This is a genomic window from Isoptericola sp. NPDC019482 (genome assembly GCF_040632295.1).
Lineage (GTDB): Bacteria > Actinomycetota > Actinomycetes > Actinomycetales > Cellulomonadaceae > Isoptericola.
Genome location: NZ_JBEYBQ010000034.1, coordinates 12,720 through 33,927 on the forward strand (window position 1 = coordinate 12,720; position 21,208 = coordinate 33,927).

34 protein-coding genes are annotated in these 21,208 nt (G+C 71.0%); 2 read left to right on the top strand and 32 right to left on the bottom strand.

Annotated elements, in window-relative coordinates; translation table 11 throughout:
- Nucleotides 1-6: 6 nt before the first annotated feature.
- The 4 genes from ABZ493_RS17830 to rplM all read right to left on the bottom strand — a co-directional run bounded on the left by ABZ493_RS17830 (nt 7) and on the right by rplM (nt 3,211).
- Nucleotides 7-681, bottom strand: coding sequence for a peptide deformylase (locus tag ABZ493_RS17830; protein WP_430583486.1), 675 nt, complete (start codon nt 679-681; stop codon nt 7-9).
- A gap of 11 nt (nt 682-692) precedes the next feature.
- Nucleotides 693-2,057: a phosphoglucosamine mutase gene (gene glmM, locus ABZ493_RS17835; RefSeq protein WP_430583504.1), complete on the bottom strand. Its 1,365-nt coding sequence runs from the start codon at nt 2,055-2,057 to the stop codon at nt 693-695.
- Nucleotides 2,058-2,240: 183 nt separating this feature from the next.
- Entirely contained in the window at nt 2,241-2,729 is a 489-nt protein-coding gene (gene rpsI / locus ABZ493_RS17840; RefSeq protein ID WP_429764736.1) for a 30S ribosomal protein S9, read from the bottom strand.
- Nucleotides 2,730-2,761: 32 nt separating this feature from the next.
- Complete coding sequence (gene rplM, locus ABZ493_RS17845) at nt 2,762-3,211, bottom strand: 50S ribosomal protein L13 (protein WP_429727867.1); 450 nt, start codon at nt 3,209-3,211, stop codon at nt 2,762-2,764.
- A 486-nt stretch (nt 3,212-3,697) separates the two neighbouring features.
- Here rplM and ABZ493_RS17850 point away from each other — a divergent pair, with 486 nt between their 5' ends.
- The gene (locus ABZ493_RS17850; RefSeq protein WP_430583487.1) at nt 3,698-4,111 is read left to right on the top strand and encodes a DUF5709 domain-containing protein; all 414 of its coding nucleotides are present in this window, start codon (nt 3,698-3,700) and stop codon (nt 4,109-4,111) included.
- Between the two features lie 28 nt (nt 4,112-4,139).
- Here the strand turns inward: ABZ493_RS17850 and truA are convergent, their stop codons facing one another.
- Nucleotides 4,140-5,042: a tRNA pseudouridine(38-40) synthase TruA gene (truA, locus tag ABZ493_RS17855; protein WP_430583488.1), complete on the bottom strand. Its 903-nt coding sequence runs from the start codon at nt 5,040-5,042 to the stop codon at nt 4,140-4,142.
- Nucleotides 5,043-5,072: 30 nt separating this feature from the next.
- Between truA and ABZ493_RS17860 the strand changes: the two genes are divergently transcribed.
- The gene (locus ABZ493_RS17860; protein ID WP_430583489.1) at nt 5,073-5,903 is read left to right on the top strand and encodes an ROK family protein; all 831 of its coding nucleotides are present in this window, start codon (nt 5,073-5,075) and stop codon (nt 5,901-5,903) included.
- A 3-nt stretch (nt 5,904-5,906) separates the two neighbouring features.
- On the opposite strand, the gene ABZ493_RS17865 is transcribed toward ABZ493_RS17860, so the two are convergent.
- The 27 genes from ABZ493_RS17865 to rplB all read right to left on the bottom strand — a co-directional run bounded on the left by ABZ493_RS17865 (nt 5,907) and on the right by rplB (nt 21,182).
- On the bottom strand, nt 5,907-6,653 hold the full coding sequence (locus ABZ493_RS17865) for an alpha/beta hydrolase (protein ID WP_430583490.1): 747 nt from the start codon (nt 6,651-6,653) through the stop codon (nt 5,907-5,909).
- 128 nt (nt 6,654-6,781) lie between these two features.
- Nucleotides 6,782-7,327, bottom strand: coding sequence for a 50S ribosomal protein L17 (rplQ, locus tag ABZ493_RS17870; RefSeq protein ID WP_430583491.1), 546 nt, complete (start codon nt 7,325-7,327; stop codon nt 6,782-6,784).
- A gap of 76 nt (nt 7,328-7,403) precedes the next feature.
- The gene (locus ABZ493_RS17875; RefSeq protein ID WP_430560137.1) at nt 7,404-8,420 is read right to left on the bottom strand and encodes a DNA-directed RNA polymerase subunit alpha; all 1,017 of its coding nucleotides are present in this window, start codon (nt 8,418-8,420) and stop codon (nt 7,404-7,406) included.
- Nucleotides 8,421-8,580: 160 nt separating this feature from the next.
- On the bottom strand, nt 8,581-8,985 hold the full coding sequence (gene rpsK / locus ABZ493_RS17880) for a 30S ribosomal protein S11 (RefSeq protein ID WP_380321664.1): 405 nt from the start codon (nt 8,983-8,985) through the stop codon (nt 8,581-8,583).
- A 74-nt stretch (nt 8,986-9,059) separates the two neighbouring features.
- A complete protein-coding gene (rpsM, locus tag ABZ493_RS17885; RefSeq protein WP_380321661.1) occupies nt 9,060-9,434 on the bottom strand; it encodes a 30S ribosomal protein S13 in 375 nt (124 codons plus the stop codon).
- 195 nt (nt 9,435-9,629) lie between these two features.
- A complete protein-coding gene (gene rpmJ / locus ABZ493_RS17890; RefSeq protein ID WP_003956441.1) occupies nt 9,630-9,743 on the bottom strand; it encodes a 50S ribosomal protein L36 in 114 nt (37 codons plus the stop codon).
- Between the two features lie 71 nt (nt 9,744-9,814).
- Entirely contained in the window at nt 9,815-10,036 is a 222-nt protein-coding gene (gene infA, locus ABZ493_RS17895) for a translation initiation factor IF-1 (protein WP_012867920.1), read from the bottom strand.
- A 241-nt stretch (nt 10,037-10,277) separates the two neighbouring features.
- On the bottom strand, nt 10,278-11,162 hold the full coding sequence (gene map, locus ABZ493_RS17900; protein ID WP_430583492.1) for a type I methionyl aminopeptidase: 885 nt from the start codon (nt 11,160-11,162) through the stop codon (nt 10,278-10,280).
- Nucleotides 11,163-11,175: 13 nt separating this feature from the next.
- Nucleotides 11,176-11,838, bottom strand: coding sequence for an adenylate kinase (locus ABZ493_RS17905; RefSeq protein WP_430583493.1), 663 nt, complete (start codon nt 11,836-11,838; stop codon nt 11,176-11,178).
- Nucleotides 11,835-13,133 carry a preprotein translocase subunit SecY gene (gene secY, locus ABZ493_RS17910; protein WP_430583494.1) on the bottom strand — a complete coding sequence of 433 codons (1,299 nt, stop codon included), beginning with the start codon at nt 13,131-13,133 and terminating at the stop codon, nt 11,835-11,837. The genes ABZ493_RS17905 and secY overlap by 4 nt, the downstream gene beginning before the upstream one ends.
- A 305-nt stretch (nt 13,134-13,438) precedes the next feature.
- Nucleotides 13,439-13,906: a 50S ribosomal protein L15 gene (rplO, locus tag ABZ493_RS17915; RefSeq protein WP_429764752.1), complete on the bottom strand. Its 468-nt coding sequence runs from the start codon at nt 13,904-13,906 to the stop codon at nt 13,439-13,441.
- A gap of 2 nt (nt 13,907-13,908) precedes the next feature.
- Nucleotides 13,909-14,091 carry a 50S ribosomal protein L30 gene (gene rpmD / locus ABZ493_RS17920; RefSeq protein ID WP_079573239.1) on the bottom strand — a complete coding sequence of 61 codons (183 nt, stop codon included), beginning with the start codon at nt 14,089-14,091 and terminating at the stop codon, nt 13,909-13,911.
- Nucleotides 14,091-14,768, bottom strand: a complete 678-nt coding sequence (gene rpsE, locus ABZ493_RS17925; protein ID WP_430547438.1) for a 30S ribosomal protein S5 — start codon at nt 14,766-14,768, stop codon at nt 14,091-14,093. The genes rpmD and rpsE overlap by 1 nt, the downstream gene beginning before the upstream one ends.
- Before the next feature lie 43 nt (nt 14,769-14,811).
- Nucleotides 14,812-15,183 (bottom strand): 50S ribosomal protein L18, encoded by a 372-nt coding sequence (gene rplR, locus ABZ493_RS17930; RefSeq protein WP_429764754.1) that lies wholly within the window; start codon nt 15,181-15,183, stop codon nt 14,812-14,814.
- Entirely contained in the window at nt 15,183-15,719 is a 537-nt protein-coding gene (gene rplF / locus ABZ493_RS17935) for a 50S ribosomal protein L6 (protein WP_429764756.1), read from the bottom strand. The genes rplR and rplF overlap by 1 nt, the downstream gene beginning before the upstream one ends.
- A 20-nt stretch (nt 15,720-15,739) precedes the next feature.
- Nucleotides 15,740-16,138, bottom strand: coding sequence for a 30S ribosomal protein S8 (gene rpsH / locus ABZ493_RS17940; protein ID WP_429764758.1), 399 nt, complete (start codon nt 16,136-16,138; stop codon nt 15,740-15,742).
- Nucleotides 16,139-16,211: 73 nt separating this feature from the next.
- On the bottom strand, nt 16,212-16,397 hold the full coding sequence (locus ABZ493_RS17945; RefSeq protein WP_013837851.1) for a type Z 30S ribosomal protein S14: 186 nt from the start codon (nt 16,395-16,397) through the stop codon (nt 16,212-16,214).
- 1 nt (nt 16,398) lies between these two features.
- A complete protein-coding gene (gene rplE / locus ABZ493_RS17950) occupies nt 16,399-16,971 on the bottom strand; it encodes a 50S ribosomal protein L5 (protein ID WP_430583495.1) in 573 nt (190 codons plus the stop codon).
- Nucleotides 16,971-17,312 carry a 50S ribosomal protein L24 gene (gene rplX / locus ABZ493_RS17955; RefSeq protein WP_416342455.1) on the bottom strand — a complete coding sequence of 114 codons (342 nt, stop codon included), beginning with the start codon at nt 17,310-17,312 and terminating at the stop codon, nt 16,971-16,973. The genes rplE and rplX overlap by 1 nt, the downstream gene beginning before the upstream one ends.
- A 2-nt stretch (nt 17,313-17,314) precedes the next feature.
- Entirely contained in the window at nt 17,315-17,683 is a 369-nt protein-coding gene (gene rplN, locus ABZ493_RS17960) for a 50S ribosomal protein L14 (protein WP_079572436.1), read from the bottom strand.
- A 145-nt stretch (nt 17,684-17,828) separates the two neighbouring features.
- Entirely contained in the window at nt 17,829-18,119 is a 291-nt protein-coding gene (gene rpsQ, locus ABZ493_RS17965) for a 30S ribosomal protein S17 (protein WP_429764762.1), read from the bottom strand.
- A gap of 7 nt (nt 18,120-18,126) precedes the next feature.
- The gene (rpmC, locus tag ABZ493_RS17970; RefSeq protein ID WP_079572432.1) at nt 18,127-18,366 is read right to left on the bottom strand and encodes a 50S ribosomal protein L29; all 240 of its coding nucleotides are present in this window, start codon (nt 18,364-18,366) and stop codon (nt 18,127-18,129) included.
- Nucleotides 18,366-18,785 (bottom strand): 50S ribosomal protein L16, encoded by a 420-nt coding sequence (rplP, locus tag ABZ493_RS17975; RefSeq protein WP_429727849.1) that lies wholly within the window; start codon nt 18,783-18,785, stop codon nt 18,366-18,368. Before rplP ends, rpmC begins: the two co-directional genes overlap by 1 nt.
- A gap of 3 nt (nt 18,786-18,788) precedes the next feature.
- Entirely contained in the window at nt 18,789-19,622 is an 834-nt protein-coding gene (gene rpsC / locus ABZ493_RS17980; RefSeq protein ID WP_430547437.1) for a 30S ribosomal protein S3, read from the bottom strand.
- Nucleotides 19,622-19,990, bottom strand: a complete 369-nt coding sequence (gene rplV / locus ABZ493_RS17985; RefSeq protein ID WP_079572426.1) for a 50S ribosomal protein L22 — start codon at nt 19,988-19,990, stop codon at nt 19,622-19,624. Before rplV ends, rpsC begins: the two co-directional genes overlap by 1 nt.
- A 58-nt stretch (nt 19,991-20,048) precedes the next feature.
- Complete coding sequence (rpsS, locus tag ABZ493_RS17990) at nt 20,049-20,330, bottom strand: 30S ribosomal protein S19 (protein ID WP_075829208.1); 282 nt, start codon at nt 20,328-20,330, stop codon at nt 20,049-20,051.
- A 15-nt stretch (nt 20,331-20,345) separates the two neighbouring features.
- Nucleotides 20,346-21,182 carry a 50S ribosomal protein L2 gene (gene rplB, locus ABZ493_RS17995; protein ID WP_429764765.1) on the bottom strand — a complete coding sequence of 279 codons (837 nt, stop codon included), beginning with the start codon at nt 21,180-21,182 and terminating at the stop codon, nt 20,346-20,348.
- Between the last annotated feature and the right edge of the window lie 26 nt (nt 21,183-21,208).

A 21,208-nucleotide genomic window follows, 5' to 3' on the forward strand; every position in this document is an offset into this window, starting at 1 on the left:
GAATATTCACCCCAGATCCACGAGTTCCGGGTCCACGACCTGGCCGTAGCGCACGAGGTTCTCGTTCGTGGTCAGCGTGCGCAGGCGCGCGTGGTCGAGGTAGAGCTCCCCCGCCAGGTGGTCCGTCTCGTGCTGCACGATGCGTGCCGGCCAGCCCGCGAGGACCTCGTCGATCGGGGCGCCGTTCTCGTCGCGCCCGGTGAGACGGACGCTGCGGTGGCGCGCGACGACGGCCTGCCAGCCGTGCACGGACAGGCAGCCCTCGTGGAACGCGGCCCGCTCCGGCTCCCCGTCCGGTCCGGGCAGGGGCTCGTAGCGGGGGTCGATCAGCACCCGGTACGGCAGCGGCGTCCGCTCCCGCGGGTCGTCGGCCCCGGCGTCGGGCGAGATGCCGGCGTCCTCGACGACGGCGACCGCCAGCCCGATCCCGACCTGCGGCGCCGCGAGCCCCACGCCCGGCGCGGCGTGCATGGTGCGGCGCATCGCGTCGAGGAGCCGCGGCAGCACGTCACCGAGCTGCCCGGTGTACGGGGCGGCGGGGGTGCGCAGCACCGGCGCGCCCGCCTGCACGATCGGCAGCAGGCCGGCGCCCGGCGCGTCCGCGGCGGCGTCCGCCCGGTCCAGCAGGTCGACGACGGCCGCCCGCAGGGCCTCGTCCACGCCCGTTCCCGGGCCGGTCACGTGGCCGTCGGTCACAGGGCGAGCCGGTCGCGCACGACGGCGGCGAGCGTGTCCGCCACACTGTCGGCCTGCGTCTGGGTGGCCGCCTCGACCATGACCCGCACGAGGGGCTCGGTGCCCGACGGGCGCAGCAGCACCCGCCCGGTCTCCCCCAGCGCCGCCTCCGCGCTCACGACGGCGGCGCGCACGCCCTCGTCGTCGGCCGCGCGGGCCTTGTCCACGCCCTTGACGTTGACGAGGGTCTGCGGCAGCCGCGGCACGTCGGCGGCGAGGTCGGCCAGGCGGCGCCCGCTGGCCTTCACGCGCGCGGCGAGGTGCAGCGCGGTGAGGACGCCGTCGCCCGTCGTGGCGTGGTCGGCCAGGATGATGTGGCCGGACTGCTCGCCGCCGAGACCGTACCCGTGCGCGCGCATCTCCTCGAGCACGTACCGGTCGCCGACGCCCGTCTGGATGGTGGTGATGCCCGACTCGCGCATCGCGAGCAGCAGGCCCAGGTTGCTCATCACGGTGACGACCAGGGTGTCCGACGGCAGCCGGCCCTCGTCCTTGAGCGCGCGGGCGAGGATGCCGAGGATCTGGTCGCCGTCTACCAGCACGCCGCCGTGGTCGACGGCGAGGCAGCGGTCCGCGTCGCCGTCGAACGCGACGCCGAAGTCGGCCTCCGCGGCCACGACGACGGCCTGCAGCTGCTCCGGGTGGGTGGAGCCGGCCTTCTCGTTGATGTTGCGCCCGTCGGGGCTGGCGTTGATGACGACGACGTCGGCGCCGGCCTCGCGCAGCGCCTCCGGGCCGACCTGGCTCGCGGCGCCGTTCGCGGCGTCGACGGCGATGCGCAGGCCCTCCAGGGGCCGCACGTCCGGCGTCGTGCCGATGCTCGCCACGAGGTGCTCCACGTACTGCTGCGCGGCGATGCCCGTGTCGGAGCGCATGCGCCCGACGTCGGCGCCGGTCGGCCGCTCCCAGTCCTGGCCGAGCCGGGCCTCGATCTCGTCCTCGACGTGGTCGGCCAGCTTGAGGCCGCCGCGCGCGAAGAACTTGATGCCGTTGTCCGGCATCGCGTTGTGGGAGGCGGAGATCATCACGCCGAGATCCATGTCCATCGCCCCCACGAGGTGGGCGAGCGCGGGCGTGGGCAGCACCCCGAGGTTCACGACGTCCACGCCCGAGCTGGCGAGGCCGGCGCCGACCGCGGCGGACAGGAACTCGCCCGACGCGCGCGGGTCGCGCCCGACGACGGCGCGCGGGCGGTGCCCGGAGAACTCGCCCGACGTGCCGAGCACGTGGGCCGCCGCGCTGCCGAGCCCGAGGGCCAGGTCCGCGGTGACGTCCCGGTTGGCCAGCCCACGGACCCCGTCGGTGCCGAACAGTCGCACGATGTCTCCTCCTCCGGGTGCGGCGGCAGGTCCGCGCTGGCACCCCACGGCGCCCCACGCGGACGCCGCACCGATCGTAGCCGGACGTGCGGACGGCCCCGCCGGAAGAGTTCCGACGGGGCCGTCCGTGACGCTGACGCTCCTGTCGTCGCCCGAGGGCAGTGCCCGCGAGCGAGGAGCGCTCGATCAGCGCTTCGAGTACTGCGGCGCCTTGCGCGCCTTCTTGAGACCGGCCTTCTTGGACTCGACCGCACGCGGGTCACGCGTGAGGTAGCCGGCCTTCTTCAGCGCGGGGCGGTTCGCCTCGGCGTCGATCACGTTGAGCGCACGGGCGATGCCCAGGCGCACCGCGCCGGCCTGGCCCGAGGGGCCGCCGCCGGTGATGCGGACGATGACGTCGAAGCGGCCCTCGACCTCGACCAGCTTCAGCGGCGAGTTCACGAGCTGCTGGTGCACCTTGTTCGGGAAGTAGTCCTCGAGGGTGCGACCGTTGATCTTCCACGTCCCGGTGCCGGGGACGAGGCGCACGCGCGCCACGGCCTCCTTGCGGCGACCGACGGCCGCGCCGGGAGCGGTGATGGACTGGCCGCCGTCCGCGACGGGCGCGGCGGACTCAGAGGTGTAGGTGCTGGGCGTGTTCTCGTCCAGCTCGGTGTCGACGGTGGTCTCGGCCACAGTGATTCCTTCGCTTTGCATCCGGCAGCGGCTCAGGCCTGCTGCGAAACCTGGGTGATCTCGAACGGCTTGGGCTGCTGCGCCGCGTGCGGGTGCTCCGCGCCGCGGTAGACCTTCAGCTTGCCCAGCTGGTCACGACCGAGGGACGTCTTCGGGAGCATGCCGCGCACGGCCTTCTCCACGGCCCGCTCGGGGTTCTTCTCGAGAAGCTCGCCGTAGTTGACCGAGCGGAGACCGCCCGGGTAGCCGGAGTGGCGGTAGGCCAGCTTGGTCTCCCGCTTGTTGCCGCTCAGGGCGACCTTGTCCGCGTTGATGACGATGACGAAGTCACCGCCGTCGACGTGCGGGGCGAAGGTCGGCTTGTGCTTCCCGCGCAGGAGGGTGGCGACCTGGCTCGCCAGGCGGCCGAGGACGACGTCGGTCGCGTCGACGACGTACCAGTCGCGCTGGACGTCGCCGGGCTTGGGGGTGTAAGTACGCACGGTTGCGTCACCTTTTCGTGTTCGGTGTCGTCGGGCGGAAGCGGCGCCCGATGAGTCAGGTGTTGTGCGCGGGTGCTCCGGTGGCGTCCTGGCCGAGGCATCGTCGGGTGCGAGTGGGCGCGCTGACGACGCGGGACGCCGGAGGCATAGCACAACGAGCAGCCAGTTTAGCGGGCGGGCCGTACGAGGGTCAAAGCGACGCCGGTCACGCCCGGTGAGCCGTGCCCCGCGTCCCGACGCCGGGTCCGCGCCGACCGCCGCCCCAGCAGCCCGCCCAGGCCACCCAGGACGCTGCCGACGTCGATCCCGCCCTCGACGAGCGGGGGTCGTGCTGGCACAGGAGGCCCCCGAGCGACGCCGTGCCGGCGGCGCGCCCGGCGGGCGCACCTGCCCGCCACGGTAGCGAGCCGGGATCCCCTCGCAACCGCACCGGCCGGCGCCCGCGCCCTCGTTGCAGCGGCACCCGCGCGGGTGCACCGTGGTGACATGACCCAGGAGACACCCGGCACCAGCCCGGACCCCGAGACCGGCGCCGAGGGCGACGAGGACCAGCTGCCCCAGGAGGACACGCTCCTCGACCCTGAGCTCGACGACGTCCTCGACGAGGGCTACTCGCCCCTGGAACGCTCGCGCTCGAACCACTGGGGCGAGACGGCGTGGGAGGAGTCCGCCGGCGAGCCCCTGGACCGGCGCCTCGCCGAGGAGCAGCCCGACGTCTGGGAGCGCGACCCGCTGGACCGACCGGACACGACCCGCGCGGGTCGGCTCGCGGAGGACCCGTTCGCGGACCCCGGCGAGGACGGCGACCGCGAGAACGACGTCTACGGCGAGGACGCGGGGATCGACGGCGCGGGTGCCAGCGCCGAGGAGGCCGCCGTCCACTGGGTCGAGGAGCCGTAGGCGCGCGACCCGGTGGTCGCCCGGCGGGTCACCCGGCGTCGACCTCGCCCGGGTCGCGCCGCGCGCGGACGCGCTCGGCGCGCGCGGCGAGCCCGTCGTCGTCCGGGTAGGCGACGTGCTCGAGCGTCAGCCCGCGCGCGGCGACCACGCCGGCCGCCGCCGACCGGGACCGGCCGGCGAGCACCGCGGCGGGGTCGTCCTGGCCGCGCCGCCCCTCCCCCACGGCCAACGACATCCCGACCAGCGCGCGCACCATCGAGTGGCAGAACGCGTCGGCCTGCACGGTCGCGACGACCAGCCCGGCGTCCGGCCCGTCCTCAGGACGCTTCCACGACAGGTGCGTGAGCTCGCGGATGGTCGTCGCGCCCTCACGGGGCTTGCAGAAGGCGGCGAAGTCGTGCAGGCCGACCAGGGGCTGCATCGCCCGGTGCATCGCGTCGACGTCGAGCGGGCGCCGGTGCCACAGCACCCAGTCCCGGCGCAGGGGGTCGCGCAGGTCCGGGCGGTCGGCCACCCGGTAGGCGTAGCGCCGGTGCAGCGCGGAGAACCGCGCGTCGAACCCTTCAGGGGCCTCGGCAGCCCGGTGCACGACGACGTCGGGCGGCAGCACGCCGGCCAGCCGGTCGGCGAGCGCGACCCCCGGCTCCCGGTCGGAACGACCGGGCATCTCCTCCCAGCGCTCGCGCGCCACGTCGACGTGCGCGACCTGGCCGCGCGCGTGCACCCCCGCGTCGGTGCGACCGGCCACCGTCAGCCGCGGCCGGGGCAGGCCGAGCGGCTCCGTGCGGAGGATGGTCGCGAGGGCATCCTCCAGCACCCCCTGCACGGTGCGCAGCCGCGGCTGGGTGGCCCAGCCTGCGAAGTGGGTACCGTCGTAGGCGAGGTCGAGCCGGACCCGGAGGGTGTCGGCGGGAGGTGTCGGCGTGCTCACCGACCCATTGTGGCCGGATGATGTCCCGTGATGGTCGACCCAGGCGCCTCGGCGCGCACCCCCGCTCCCCGCCCCGACGACGGCATCTCCCGGACGCCGGCGCCCTCCGACGTGCTCACCCTCGCCGTCGACTGCGGCGGCGGGGGCATCAAGGCGGCGGTCCTCGACTCCGCAGGCACCGCGCACGCGTCGCCGGTGCGGGTCCCCACGCGCTACCCGCTGCCCCCGCAGCTGCTCCTGGACACCGTGGCCGGCATCGCGGACCGCCTCCCCGCCGCGCAGCGCGTGACGCTCGGGATGCCCGGCATGATCCGGCACGGCGTCGTCGTCCACACCCCGCACTACGTCACCCGCGCGGGTCCGCGCTCGCGGGTGCTGCCCGAGCTCGTCGAGGCGTGGGCCAGCTTCGACGTCCGCGGCGCGCTCGCGCGCCGGCTCGGCGTGCCCGCCCTCGTGCTCAACGACGCCGAGGTGCACGGTGCGGGCGTCGTGGCGGGCTCCGGCGTCGAGCTGGTGCTCACGCTCGGCACGGGGCTGGGCTCCGCGCTGTTCGACGGCGGCCTGCTCGCGCCGCACCTGGAGTGGTCGCACGCCCCCGTACGGCGCGGCGCGACGTACGACCAGTACATCGGGGAGCCGGAGCGTCGCCGGCTGGGCGACGGCCTCTGGTCGCGGCGGGTCGTGGCGATGGTCGACGGACTGCGCCCGGTGTTCCTCTGGGACCGCCTGTACCTGGGCGGCGGCAACTCCCGCCGCATCACGCCCGCCGCACTCGACCGCCTGGGCGACGACGTCGTCGTCGTGCCCAACTCCGCCGCGCTGGTCGGCGGCGCGCGGGCGTGGGACCTGACGCTGTCCTGACCGTCACCGGTGGACGGGTGACGCCACGCCTGCCTCCTCGGACGTGACGACGGTCTCGGCCTCGAGGAGCGCCCGCGTGAACGCGACCGGCGCGTCGAGGCTGACGAGGTGCCGGGCGTGCGGCACGACGACCAGCCGCGCAGGGGCGCCCCCGGCCCGGGCCGCGGCGACGAACGCGCGCTCCTGGGTGCGGAAGTGGTCGTAGCGCCCGTTGACGAACCACACCGGGCTGCGTGCCGCGGCGAGGGCGCCGAGCGTGTCGGTGGGCCCGAGCTCGCGCAGGACCTGGGCCATGGCGGTGAGCGCGTAGCCGCCGGCCCCCAGGTCCCGTGCCCCGTCGTCGTCGAGGGCGAGGCGCACGAACGCGTCGTTCAGGCGCGCGCCGTGGTCGGGCCAGCCCTCGATCCACCGGGCGAGCGACAGCCACGCCGGCCGCAGCGACGAGGAGGACTCCGTGCAGCAGGATGCCGCGACGAGGCCCGCGCTCTGCTCGGGGTGGCGCGCGCGGTGCTCGATGGCGACGTAGCCCCCGAGGGACAGGCCCGCGACGATGGCCCGCCCGCCGAGCCCCTCCACGGCGTCGTGCACGGTGTCCACCGCGCGGTCGAGGGTGAACGGCTCGCCGCGGCGCGATCCGTGGCCCGGCAGGTCGGTCGCCACGGCGGGAACCCCGGCCCGTTCCAGCGCCTCGAGCTGGCGCCGCCACATCGTCGCGGACGTGCGCGAGCCGTGCACGAGGACGACAGGCACGGGTTCCCGAGGTCTGGGCGGCTCTTCGGCGCGGGCGGCCATGGTCCCCAGCCTAGGAACGACGAGGCCCCGCGCCACCTCGGGAGGTGGCACGGGGCCTCGTCGTGGTCGCGAGGGGACGCAGGAGGTCAGGCCTCCTTGGTCTCCTCGGCCTTGTCCTCAGCCTTGTCCTCGGCGGGCGCCTCGGCCGGAGCCTCGGTGGCCTCCTCGGTCGCCTCGACGGCGGCCTCGTCCTTGGCGGGCTTCTCGTCCTCGGCCTTGGCAGCCTTCTCGGCGGCCTTCGTGGCCTCCTTGACGACGGCCTGCTTCGGGCTCACCGGCTCGGTGACGAGCTCGATGACCGCCATGGGGGCGTTGTCGCCCTTGCGGTTGCCGATCTTGGTGATGCGCGTGTAGCCACCGTTGCGCTCGGCCATGGCCGGGGCGATCTCGGTGAACAGCGTGTGCACCACGGACTTGTCGCGGACGACGGTCAGCACCCGGCGACGGGCGTGCAGGTCGCCGCGCTTCGCGAAGGTGATGAGGCGCTCGGCCAGGGGACGCAGGCGCTTCGCCTTCGTCTCCGTGGTCGTGATGCGGCCGTGCTCGAAGAGCGACGTCGACAGGTTCGCGAGGATCAGTCGCTCGTGAGCCGGGCTGCCACCGAGCCGCGGACCCTTGGTGGGGGTAGGCATTTCTGGTTCTCCTTGAGGGTGGTTCCGCACCGCGCGGCCCGGTCAGGTCGAGCGGGCTGCTGCGGGCGCGGAGACGTCAGTACGACTGCTCGTCCGAGTACGTGGCCTCATCGTCCCCACCGCTGAAGTACGCGGCGCTGGACGGGTCGAAGTCGAGGGGCGAGTCCTTCAGCGAGAGGCCCAGCTCGGCGAGCTTCTCCTTGACCTCGTTGATGGACTTCGCACCGAAGTTGCGGATGTCGAGCAGGTCGGCCTCGCTGCGAGCCACGAGCTCACCCACCTGGTGGATGCCCTCGCGCTTGAGGCAGTTGTACGAGCGGATCGTGAGGTTGAGCTCCTCGATCGGCAGCGCCAGGTCCGCGGCCAGCGCGGAGTCCGTCGGCGACGGGCCGATCTCGATGCCCTCGGCCTCGACGTTCAGCTCGCGGGCGAGACCGAACAGCTCGACGAGCGTCTTGCCGGCCGAGGCGAGCGCGTCGCGGGGGGCGATCGCGGCCTTCGTCTCGACGTCGACGATCAGCTTGTCGAAGTCCGTGCGCTGCTCGACACGCGTGGCCTCGACCTTGTAGGTGACCTTGAGGACCGGCGAGTAGATCGAGTCGACGGGGATCCGACCGATCTCGGCCTCGTCGTTCTTGTTCTGCGCCGCGGACACGTAGCCACGACCGCGCTCGACGGTGAGCTCGATCTCGAGCTTGCCCTTGTCGTTGAGCGTGGCGACGTGCAGGTCCGGGTTGTGCACCTCGACGCCCGCCGGCGGCACGATGTCCGCGGCGGTGACCACGCCCGCACCCGTCTTGCGCAGGTACATCACGACGGGCTCGTCGTTCTCCGAGGAGACGACGAGGTTCTTGATGTTGAGGATGATCTCGGTGACGTCCTCCTTCACACCCGGCACGGTGGAGAACTCGTGGAGCACTCCGTCGATGCGGATGGAGGTGACGGCCGCGCCCGGGATGGACGACAGGAGGGTCCGGCGCAGCGAGTTGCCGAGCGTGTAGCCGAAGCCAGGCTCGAGCGGCTCGATGGAGAAGCGCGAACGGTACTCCGAGATGACCTCTTCGGTCAGGGAGGGGCGCTGTGCGATCAGCACGGTCAGGTCCTTTCAGTGTGCGTCCGCCATATGACGCATCACGGATCCGCGAGTACTCGCGGCCCCGGGCGGGACTCGGTCCACCCGCCCGGGCAGGCTGCGGCGTCGTACGGACCCGGGGCCGATCCCTCGGCCCCGGGGCCCGACGACGTCGGGAGGGTCAGACGCGGCGGCGCTTCGGGGGACGGCAGCCGTTGTGCGCCTGGGGCGTCACGTCCTGGATCGAGCCGACCTCGAGGCCGGTCGCCTGCAGGGAGCGGATCGCGGTCTCACGACCGGAACCCGGGCCCTTGACGAAGACGTCGACCTTCTTGACACCGTGCTCCTGGGCGCGGCGGGCGGCCGACTCGGCGGCGAGCTGCGCGGCGTACGGCGTGGACTTGCGGGAGCCCTTGAAGCCGACGTGGCCGGCCGACGCCCACGAGATCACGGCGCCCGACGGGTCGGTGATCGAGACGATCGTGTTGTTGAAGGTGCTCTTGATGTGCGCCTGGCCGAGCGGGACGTTCTTCTTGTCCTTGCGGCGCGGCTTGCGCGCGGCCGTGGCACGAGTCTTGGGAGGCATGTGTTCTCTGATCTCCTGGTCTGATCGGACCGGGGCGGTTCAGCTCGGGGAGCCGACCGCACCACGGACTGCTATCAGCGGGCCTTCTTCTTGCCCGCCACGGTGCGCTTCGGACCCTTGCGGGTACGCGCGTTGGTCTTGGTGCGCTGACCGCGCACCGGGAGGCCGCGGCGGTGACGCAGGCCCTGGTAGGTGCCGATCTCGACCTTGCGGCGGATGTCGGCGGCGACCTCGCGGCGCAGGTCGCCCTCGAGCTGGAAGTTGCCCTCCAGGTAGTCGCGGAGCGCGACGAGCTGGTCGTCGCCGAGGTCCTTGACCCGCAGGTCCGGGTTGATCCCGGTCGCGGCCAGCGTCTGCTGGGCGCGGGTACGGCCGACGCCGTAGATGTAGGTGAGCGCAACCTCGAGCCGCTTCTCGCGGGGGAGGTCGACGCCGATCAGACGTGCCATGTGCCTTCCGGCTCCTGTACTTCTTCCAGAGGTCTGCCGCACCGCCCTCCCGCGAAGACCGCGGGCCCCGGCCCCTGGACCGGAGGTTCCCCTCGACGTGCTCCCTCAGGAGCTTCGCTCCGAAAGAGCGGGTCGAGGTTCGTGGTGGTGCGCTGTGTCCGACGGCGAGCGCGTGCCGTCAGCAGGTGGCTGCGATCAGCCCTGGCGCTGCTTGTGGCGCAGGTTGTCGCAGATCACCATGACGCGACCGTGCCGGCGGATCACCTTGCACTTGTCGCAGATCTTCTTGACGCTCGGCTTGACCTTCATCAGTGGTTCCTCCGCCGCCGTACGCACGCCGGCGGGTGCCGGCGCCACGACGGCGCTCGATGGGGTGGTGGTTACTTGTAGCGGTAGACGATCCGACCGCGGGACAGGTCGTACGGGCTGAGCTCGACCACGACGCGGTCCTCCGGGAGGATCCGGATGTAGTGCTGACGCATCTTGCCCGAGATGTGCGCGAGGACCTTGTGGCCGTTCGCCAGCTCCACACGGAACATCGCGTTCGGCAGGGCCTCGACCACGCTGCCCTCGATCTCGATGACGCCGTCCTTCTTTGCCATGTCCTCCGCTAACTCTCGTCTGTCCCCGGGCGCCCGTCAGCAACGTGACGGAGGTCCGGATGTCGTGCGTGCCGCCTGCTCACCCTCGTCCCGACCGGCCGACCTGACGTCGAGCCGGTGCTGGTCTGCAGCGCCACCAACTCGCGCCTGCATCTCGAGGAACTGCCGAACGGACTACACCCGACAGACCATCGTACTCCATGGTTCCAGCAGCTGCGAACGTGGGGCCGAGGGTCGTCGGTCACACGTCGAGAGTCACCGGCACGACCTCGAACGGGGCGAGCCCCGCACGCCCGCCGTCGGCGGCCGTCAGCACGCTGATGCCGTCCTCGAGGAGGGCGACGCTGTGCTCCCAGTGGGCGGCGCGGGAGCCGTCCTGCGTCACGACCGTCCAGTCGTCCGCGAGAACACGGGTCGCCCCGCTCCCCCGCGTGACCATCGGCTCGATGGCGAGGCACATGCCCGCGCGCAGCCGCGGGCCGCGGTCCGACGTCCGGAAGTTCACGACGTCGGGCGGCTGGTGCATCGCCGTGCCGATGCCGTGGCCGACGTAGTCCTCGACGATCCCGTACTCGACGCCGGCGACGCCGCCCGCCAGCTCCACGGCCGTCTCGACGGCCGTCCCGACGTCGTTCAGGCGCTTGCCGCCCGCCAGCGCGGCGATCCCGGCCCACATGGCCGTCCGCGTGGCGCGGACGAGGTCGAGGTCCGCCGCGTCGACGCCGTCCACGGCCCCGGTGGCCTCGACGTCCAGCGCCCCGTCCGGGCCCAGCACGAGGCTGATCGCCGAGTCGCCGTGCCAGCCGTCCACGATGGCGCCGCAGTCGATCGACACGACGTCGCCGACCTCGAGCACACGTCCGCCGGGGATGCCGTGGATGACCTCCTCGGACACGGAGACGCAGATCGTCGCGGGGTAGCCCTCGTAGCCGAGGAACGACGGGGTCGCCCCCGCCTGGGCGATGACGCGCGCCGCGACCGCGTCGAGGTCCGCCGTCGTCATCCCCGGACGCGCCGCCGTGCGCACCGCGTCGAGCGCCGACGCGACCACCAGGCCCGCACGTCGCATGACGCGCACCTGGTCGGGCGTCTTGAGCTCGACGCGCTCACGCGAACCGAAGATCATGCCGTCGCGGACCTCAGCCGAGCTCGGCGGCCAGCGCCTGGACGATGCGCTCGGTGACCTCGGAGACGTCGCCGATGCCGTCCACCTTCGCGAGGAGGCCCCGCTCGGAGTAGGCGGCGGTCAGCGGCGCGGTCTGCTCGTCGTAGATGTCGAGCCGGCGCGCGATCGCCTCCGGGGTGTCGTCCTCCCGGCCCTCGATCTCGGCACGCTTCGAGATCCGCGACAGGAGCTCTTCGCGCTCCGCGGTGAGCTCGATGACGCCGTCCAGCTCCCAGCCGAGGTCGGCCAGGATGCCGTCCAGCGCCTCGACCTGGTGGGCGTTGCGCGGGTAGCCGTCGAGCAGGAAGCCCGCCTTCACGTCGTCCTCGCCGAGGCGCGAGCGCACCATCTGGTCAGTGACCTCGTCGGGGACCAGCTCGCCCTTGGCGCTGTACTCCTGCGCGAGCTTGCCCAGGTCCGTACCGCCCTTGATGTTGGCGCGGAAGATGTCGCCCGTCGAGATGGCGGGGATGCTGAAGAGCTCGGCGAGGCGTGCGGCCTGCGTGCCCTTGCCCGCACCCTGCGGCCCCATGATCACCAGGCGCGTCACCCGCGCCTCGGCGCTGGGGGCGCCGTGGAGCTCGCGGCGGGTGGTCGGCGTGGCAGCGGCAGGGCCGCCTTCGGTCGTCTCGGTCAACGGAGGAACCCTTCGTAATGACGCTGCTGGAGCTGGGAGTCGATCTGCTTCACGGTCTCGAGCCCGACGCCCACGATGATGAGGATCGACGTGCCGCCGAACGGGATGTTCGTGGTGACTCCCAGCACCACGAGCACGATCGTGGGGATGAGGGCCACGATCGCCAGGTAGATCGATCCGGCGGACGTGATGCGGGTGATCACGTAGTCGAGGTACTCGGCCGTGGGTCGGCCCGCGCGGATGCCCGGGATGAAGCCGCCGTACTTCTTCATGTTGTCCGCGACCTCGTCCGGGTTGAACGTGATCGACGTGTAGAAGAACGCGAAGAAGATGACCATCAGCACGTACAGCACGATGTACAGCGGGTCCGACTGCTGGACCAGGTTGTCGGAGATCCACACGACCCAGCCCGCGGTCGGCTCGCCGAACTGGGCGATCAGGCCGGGGATCGCGAGGATCGACGCCGCGAAGATGACCGGGATGACGCCGGCCATGTTGATCTTGATCGGGATGTAGGTGCTGGTGCCGCCGTACATGCGGCGACCCACCATGCGCTTCGCGTACTGCACCGGGATGCGGCGCTGGGACTGCTCGACGAAGACGACCAGGCCGACGACGAGCACGATCACCAGGATCATCACGATGAAGTTCAGGGGCCCGTTCGAGCCGCCCGCGATCGACCAGAGGGCCGACGGGAAGCTGGCCGCGATCGAGGTGAAGATCAGCAGCGACATGCCGTTGCCGACGCCGCGCTCGGTGATCATCTCGCCGAGCCACATCACCAGACCGGTGCCGGCCGTCATCGTGACGACCATCAGCGTGGCGGTCATGAAGCTGTCGTCGGCGATCACGTCCACCGGGCAGCCCTGGAAGAGCATCCCCGTGCGCGCGGTCGTGATGATCGTCGTCGACTGCAGGATCGCGAGGGCGATCGTCAGGTAGCGCGTGTACTGCGTCAGCTTCGCCTGACCCGACTGGCCCTCCTTGTGCAGGGCCTCGAAGCGAGGGATCACCACGCGGAGCAGCTGCACGATGATGCTCGCGGTGATGTACGGCATGATGCCGAGCGCGAAGATCGACAGCTGCAGCAGCGCGCCGCCGCTGAAGACGTTGACGAGGCCGAGCAGAGAGGTGCTGCCCTCGAGGGCCGCGACGCACTGCTGCACGTTGCCGTAGTCGACGCCGGGCGTGGGTACGAGCGACCCCACCCGGAAGAGCGCCATGATCGCGATCGTGAACAGCAGCTTGCGCCGCAGGTCCGGTGTCCGGAAAGCCCGGCCGAATGCGCTGAGCACCTATCCTCCTGGCCCGCCGCGGCGGGTTGTCGTGTCGCCGGGGACCGGCGAGGTGTGGCGCGAGCTCCCGACATCGCGGCCCGTGGGCCACGCCGCCGTCACGCCGACTCGGTCAAGGTCCGACCGGGGAGACCCCGGCTCGCCGGCACCCGGATCAGGTGCGTGGCGCGGACCGTGACGGATTCTACGTGCCCCGGACCAGTGATCCAGACCACACGCCGTCACGCGGACCTGGCCGGCCGAAGCACCCCGGGAGCACACAGGGCCGGCAGCGCGTGTCTGCGCCGCCGGCCCTGATGCGGATGTCAGTCCTCGGAGACCGTGCCGCCGGCCGCCAGGATCTTGTCCTTGGCGGAGCCGGAGACGCGGTCGACCGTGACGTCCAGCTTGACGGTGATCTCGCCGTTGCCGAGCACCTTCACCGGCTGCCCCTTGCGGACCGCGCCCTTGGCGACGAGGCCCTCGACGGTGACGGAGCCACCCTCGGGGTACAGCGCGGCGAGCTTGTCCAGGTTGACGACCTGGTACTCGACGCGGAACGGGTTCTTGAACCCGCGGAGCTTCGGGAGGCGCATGTGCAGAGGCATCTGCCCACCCTCGAAGCCGGCGGGAACCTGGTAGCGAGCCTTCGTGCCCTTGGTACCGCGACCCGCCGTCTTACCCTTCGACGCCTCACCACGACCCACACGGGTCTTGGCGGTCTTGGCGCCGGGGGCCGGACGCAGGTGGTGGACCTTGAGCGGCTGACCCGCCTTCTCGGTGTTGTCGGCCATGCTCACTCGACCTCCTCGACGGTGACGAGGTGCGCCACCGTGGTGACCATGCCACGGATCTCCGGACGGTCCTCCTTCACGGCGGTGTCGCCGATCCGCTTGAGGCCGAGGGTCCGCAGCGTGTCACGCTGGTTCTGCTTGCCGCCGATGGCGGACTTGACCTGGGTGACCTTCAGTCGAGGCATCACGCACCCACCTTCTCGTCAGCCTTGGCCGCCTTCTCGGCGAGCCCGGCGGCCTGCGCACGCAGGAGCGCGGCCGGGGCCACGTCCTCGAGCGGCAGACCACGGCGGGCGGCCACGGCAGCCGGCTCCTCGAGGCCCTTGAGGGCCGCGACGGTGGCGTGCACGATGTTGATCGAGTTCGACGAGCCGAGCGACTTGCTCAGCACGTCGTGGATGCCGGCGCACTCCAGCACGGCGCGCACCGGACCACCGGCGATCACACCGGTACCCGGCGAGGCCGGACGCAGGAACACGACGCCGGCGGCCTCCTCACCCTGGACGGGGTGCGGGATGGTGCCCTGGATGCGAGGGACGCGGAAGAAGTTCTTCTTCGCCTCCTCGACACCCTTGGCGATCGCCGCGGGCACCTCCTTGGCCTTGCCGTAGCCGACACCGACGGTGCCGTCGCCGTCGCCCACCACGACCAGCGCGGTGAAGCTGAAGCGACGACCGCCCTTGACGACCTTCGAGACGCGGTTGATCGTCACCACGCGCTCGAGGAAGGCGTTCTTGTCGGCCTGGTCGCGGCCACCGCCACGGCGGTCGTCACGACGACCGCCACCGCCGCCGCGGCGGCCGTCGGTCTTGTTGGACTCGTTGGCGCCCTGGGGGGCGCCGGTGCGCTGCCCTGCAGCCATCAGAGGATCCTCATCTTCCGTGCGAAATCGCGGACGTCGGCCATCACAGCTCCAGCCCCGCTTCCCGGGCGCCGTCGGCGACCGCAGCCACCCGACCGTGGTACTTGTTGCCACCGCGGTCGAAGACCACGGTCTCGACGCCGGCGGCCTTGGCACGCGCGGCGACGAGCTCGCCGACCTTGCGGGCCTTCGCCGTCTTGTCGCCGTCGAGGGCGCGCAGGTCGGCCTCGAGGGTCGAGGCCGAGGCGACGGTCTTGCCGACCGTGTCGTCGACGATCTGCGCCACCATGTGGCGCGAGGAGCGGGTCACGACGAGGCGCGGACGCGCCGCGGTGCCCTTGATCTTCTTGCGCAGGCGCAGGTGACGGCGCTGACGAGCGACGGCCTTGCCCTTGCCCAGAACCTTGAGAGCCATCACTTACCAGCCTTTCCGACCTTGCGGCGGACGACCTCGCCGGCGTAGCGCACGCCCTTGCCCTTGTAAGGCTCGGGCTTGCGGATCTTGCGGATGTTCGCTGCGACCTCGCCGACCTGCTGCTTGTCGATGCCCGCGACCGAGAACTTGGTCGGGCTCTCCACCGCGAAGGTGATGCCCTCGGGTGCGGTCACGGTGACCGGGTGCGAGAAGCCGAGAGCGAACTCCAGGCTCTGCCCCTTGGCCGCGACGCGGTAACCGGTACCGACGATCTCGAGCTTCTTCTCGTAGCCCTGGGTCACACCGGTGACGATGTTGGCCAGGAGGGTGCGGGTGAGGCCGTGCAGCGCACGGGACTCACGCTCGTCGTCCGGGCGCGACACCACGAGGGAGCCGTCGTCCTGGGCGACCGTGATAGGGGCGGGCACCGCGTGCTCCAGGGTCCCCTTGGGGCCCTTGATGGTCACGAGCGCACCGCTGATGGTGACGTCCACGCCGGCCGGGACCGGAACGGGGAGCTTGCCGATTCGAGACATGGCGATATCTCCTTTCCGGATTACCAGACGTAGGCGAGGACTTCGCCGCCGACGCCCTTGGCCTGGGCCTGGCGGTCGGTCAGCAGGCCGGAGGACGTGGACAGGATCGCCACGCCGAGGCCGCCGAGGACCTGGGGCAGGTTGGTGGACTTCGCGTAGACGCGGAGGCCGGGCTTCGACACGCGGCGGACGCCGGTGAGGGCGCGCTCGCGGCTCGGGCCGTACTTGAGGGTCAGGGTGAGGGACTTGCCGACCTTCGCGTCCTCGACGCTCCAGCCGGTGATGTACCCCTGCGCCTGCAGGATCTCCGCGATGTTCGACTTCAGCTTCGAGTGCGGCATGGTGACCGTCTCGTGGTGCGCCGAGTTCGCGTTACGCAGACGCGTGAGCATGTCTGCGATGGGGTCTGTCATGGTCATTGGGCTCCAGCCCTTCCTCGCCGGGGTATCCAGTCAGTGCGTGCGCACCGCCCGGACCTGCGGCGTAGTGGTTTTACCAGCTGCTCTTGGTGACGCCGGGGAGCTCGCCGCGGTGGGCCATCTCCCGCAGGCAGATCCGGCACAGGCCGAACTTGCGGTAGACCGAGTGCGGACGGCCGCAGCGCTGGCACCGGGTGTAGGCGCGGACGGCGAACTTCGGCTTGGCGTTCGCCTTGTTGATCAGGGCCTTCTTCGCCATGTCAGTTCTCCTTGAAGGGGAAGCCGAGACGGCGCAGCAGGGAGCGGCCCTCGTCATCGGTCGTCGCCGTGGTCACGACCGTGATGTCCATGCCGCGGACGCGGTCGATCTTGTCCTGGTCGATCTCGTGGAACATCGACTGCTCCGTGAGACCGAAGGTGTAGTTGCCGTGCCCGTCGAACTGCTTCGGGCTCAGCCCGCGGAAGTCGCGGATACGGGGCAGCGCGATCGACAGCAGCCGGTCGAGGAACTCCCACATCCGGTCGCCGCGCAGCGTGACGTGCGCACCGATCGGCATGCCCTCGCGCAGCTTGAACTGCGCGATGGACTTCTTGGCCCGGGTCACCTGGGGCTTCTGCCCCGTGATCGCCGTGAGGTCGCGGATCGCGCCCTCGATGAGCTTGGAGTCCTTGGCGGCGTCACCGACACCCATGTTGACGACGATCTTGGTCAGACCGGCGACCTGCTGGATGTTCTGGTGGCCGAACTCCTCGCGCAGCGCCGCGATGATCTCCTCGCGGTACGTCTGCTTGAGGCGCGGGGTGGCCGGGGCCTCGAGAGTGGTCTCGGTCATCAGATGTCCTTCCCGGAACGCTTGGCGACGCGCACGCGGACGGTGCGGGTACGGCCGTCGCGCTCGACCTGCTCGGTACGGAACCCGACGCGCGTGCCCTTCTTGGTCTCCGGGTCGACGACCATCACGTTCGAGACGTGGATCGACGCCTCGACGGTCTCGATGCCGCCCGTGCGGGTGCCGCGAGCCGTCTGGCCGGCCTTGACGTGCTTGGTGACGCGCTGCACGCCCTCGACCACGATGCGGTCGGAGTCCTTGAGGACCTCGAGCACGCGGCCCGTCTTGCCCTTGTCGCGACCGGCGATGACGATCACCTGGTCGCCCTTCTTGATCTTCGCCATGGTCAGAGCACCTCCGGCGCCAGCGAGATGATCTTCATGAACCGCTTGTCGCGCAGCTCGCGCCCGACCGGGCCGAAGATGCGGGTGCCACGGGGCTCACCGTCGTTCTTGAGGATCACGGCGGCGTTCTCGTCGAACTTGATGTAGGAACCGTCGGGACGACGGCGCTCCTTGGCGGTCCGGACGATGACGGCCTTGACCACGTCGCCCTTCTTCACGTTGCCGCCGGGGATCGCGTCCTTGACGGTGGCGACGATCGTGTCGCCGATACCGGCGTAGCGACGGCCGGATCCACCGAGAACACGGATGCAGAGAATCTCCTTGGCACCCGTGTTGTCGGCGACCCGAAGTCGCGACTCCTGCTGGATCATCGATTGATCTCCTGTCGTCGAGCCGGTTCTCGTCCCAGGCTGTCCCGGGCGAGCCTTGCCGAACGGATAGTTGCTGTGGTGGCCGGGGCGGGCCGCATACGTGTGTCACGGCCTGCCCCGGCCGAAGGTCAGAAGACCTTCTGGATCACTTGGCCTTCTCGAGGATCTCCGTCAGGCGCCACCGCTTGGTCGCGGACAGCGGACGGGTCTCCATGATCTCGACCAGGTCGCCGATACCGGCGGAGTTCTGCTCGTCGTGCGCCTTCACCTTGGTGGTGGTGCGCAGGACCTTGCCGTACAGGGGGTGCTTCTTGCGGTCCTCGACCTCGACGACGATGGTCTTCTCCATCTTGTCGCTGACGACGTAGCCACGACGGACCTTGCGCGTGCTGCGCTCGGTCGTCTCAGCGGCCACCGCGTTGGTGTTCTCGCTCATCGATGCCTCACTCACTCACGCTCGGGGCCGTGCGGATACCGAGCTCGCGCTCGTGCAGGACCGTGTAGATCCGCGCGATGTCGCGCTTGACGGCCTTGATCCGACCGTGGGACTCCAGCTGGCCGGTGGCCGACTGGAAACGGAGGTTGAAGAGCTCCTCCTTGGCCTTCTTCAGCTCGGCGACCAGCTTCTCGTCGTCGAACCCGTCGAGGTCAGCGGGGGCCATGCCCTTGGTTCCGACTGCCATCAGTTCGCACCACCCTCGCGCACCACGAAACGGCACTTCATCGGGAGCTTGTGGATCGCGCGGCGCATGGCCTCACGGGCCAGCTCCTCGTCGACACCGGCCAGCTCGAAGACGATGCGGCCGGGCTTGACGTTGGCGACCCACCACTCGGGCGAGCCCTTGCCGGAACCCATGCGGGTCTCGGCGGGCTTCTTGGTCAGGGGACGGTCCGGGTAGATGTTGATCCAGACCTTGCCGCCACGCTTGATGTGGCGGGTCATCGCGATACGAGCAGCCTCGATCTGGCGGTTGGTGACGTAGGCGGGCTCGAGGGCCTGGATGCCGTAGTCGCCGAACGCGATCGTGGTGCCACCCTTGGCCGCGCCGGAGCGCTTCGGGTGGTGCTGCTTGCGGTGCTTGAGCCTGCGGGGGATCAGCATGACTCAGGCCTCCGTTCCGGACTCGGGGGCCGCAGCCTGCTCCGGCGCCGGGGCCGCGTCGGACGCGGGGGCGCTCTCGGCGGCCGGCTGGGCCTGACGCTCGGGGCGACGACCGCCACCGCGGCGCTCCCCGCGCTCCGGACGACCACCACGACCCCCGCGGGGGGCGGCAGTCGCCTGCTGCGCGGCGAACTCCTTCTCGGTCATGTCGCCCTTGTAGATCCACACCTTCACGCCGATACGGCCGAAGGTGGTGCGGGCCTCGAAGAAGCCGTAGTCGATGTTCGCGCGCAGCGTGTGCAGCGGCACACGACCCTCGCGGTAGAACTCCGAACGGCTCATCTCGGCGCCGCCGAGGCGACCCGAGACCTGCACGCGGATGCCCTTGGCACCGGCGCGCTGCGCGGACTGGATGCCCTTGCGCATGGCGCGACGGAACGAGACGCGGCTCGCGAGCTGCTCGGCGATGCCCTGCGCGACCAGCTGCGCGTCGATCTCCGCGTTCTTGACCTCGAGGATGTTGAGCTGGACCTGCTTGCCCGTGAGCTTCTCGAGCTCGCCGCGGATGCGGTCGGCCTCGGCACCCCGGCGACCGATGACGATGCCCGGACGCGCCGTGTGGATGTCCACGCGGACGCGGTCGCGGGTGCGCTCGACCTCGACCTTGGAGATGCCGGCCCGCTCGAGACCGGTGCTCATGAGCTTGCGGATCGCCACGTCCTCGCGGACGTAGTCGCGGTACCGCTGACCAGGCTTGGTGCTGTCGGCGAACCAGCGCGACCGGTGGTCGGTGGTGATGCCGAGGCGGTACCCGTGCGGGTGAACCTTCTGCCCCACTATCGGGCCCCTTCCTTCTGCTCACGCGGTGCGACGACCACGGTGATGTGGCTGGTGCGCTTGAGGATCTGGCTCGCACGCCCCTGCGCCCGCGGACGGAACCGCTTGAGCGTCGGCCCCTCGTCGACGAACGCCGCCGAGACGAAGAGCTCCGTCTCGTCGAAACGCTCGCTGGCGCGGTCGGCCTTCACCCGGGCGTTCGCGACGGCGCTCTCCACAACCTTGCGGATCGGCTCGCTCGCCGCCTGCGGCGCGAACTTCAGCACCGCGACGGCCTCGGCGGCCTGCTTGCCACGGATGAGGTCCACGACGCGCCGGGCCTTCTGGGGCGTGACACGGACGAACCGCGCCTGCGCCTTGGCTTCCATTGCTGTCCTGCTTCCTTTTCTCAGACCGTCGGGGCCTGTCGTCCGGCTGACCCGGGGGTCAGCGGCGACGGCCCTTCTTGTCGTCCTTCACGTGGCCGCGGAAGGTTCGCGTGGGAGCGAACTCGCCGAGCTTGTGGCCGACCATCGCCTCGGTGACGAAGACCGGGGTGTGCTTCCGGCCGTCGTGCACGGCGAAGGTGTGACCGAGGAAGTCGGGCGTGATGACCGACCGACGGGACCAGGTCTTGATGACGTTCTTGGTCCCCTTCTCGTTCTGAGCGTCCACCTTCTTCTGCAGGTGGTCGTCGACGAAGGGGCCCTTCTTCAGGCTACGAGGCATCTGTCAGGCTCCTTTTCAGCGCTTCTTGCCGGTGCGGCGACGGCGGACGATCAGCTTGTCGCTCGGCTTGTTCGGGCGGCGGGTCCGGCCCTCGGGCTGGCCCCACGGGCTGACCGGGTGGCGACCACCGGAGGTCTTGCCCTCACCACCACCGTGCGGGTGGTCGACCGGGTTCATGACCACGCCACGGACGGTCGGGCGGACGCCCTTCCACCGCTTGCGGCCGGCCTTGCCCCAGTTGATGTTCGACTGCTCGGCGTTGCCCACCTCGCCGACCGTGGCGCGGCAGCGCAGGTCGACGTTGCGGATCTCGCCGGACGGCATGCGCAGCTGCGCGTACGGGCCGTCCTTCGCGACGAGCTGCACGGAGGCACCCGCGGAGCGGGCGATCTTCGCGCCGCCACCGGGGCGGAGCTCGACGGCGTGGATGACCGTACCGGTCGGGATGTTGCGCAGCGGCAGGTTGTTGCCGGGCTTGATGTCGGCGCCGGCACCGGCCTCGACGACGTCGCCCTGCGACAGCTTGTTCGGCGCGACGATGTAGCGCTTCGTGCCGTCCGCGTAGTGCAGGAGCGCGATCCGAGCCGTGCGGTTCGGGTCGTACTCGATGTGCGCGACCTTGGCGGGCACGCCGTCCTTGTCGTGGCGACGGAAGTCGATCACGCGGTAGGCACGCTTGTGGCCACCGCCCTTGTGACGGGTCGTGATGCGACCGGAGTTGTTGCGCCCACCCGTCTTGGACAGCGGACGGACCAGAGACTTCTCCGGCTGCGAGCGCGTGATCTCGACGAAGTCGGCGACGCTGGAGCCGCGGCGTCCGGGCGTCGTCGGCTTGTACTTACGGATTCCCATGGGTTAGTCCTCGATCTGCTCTCTGC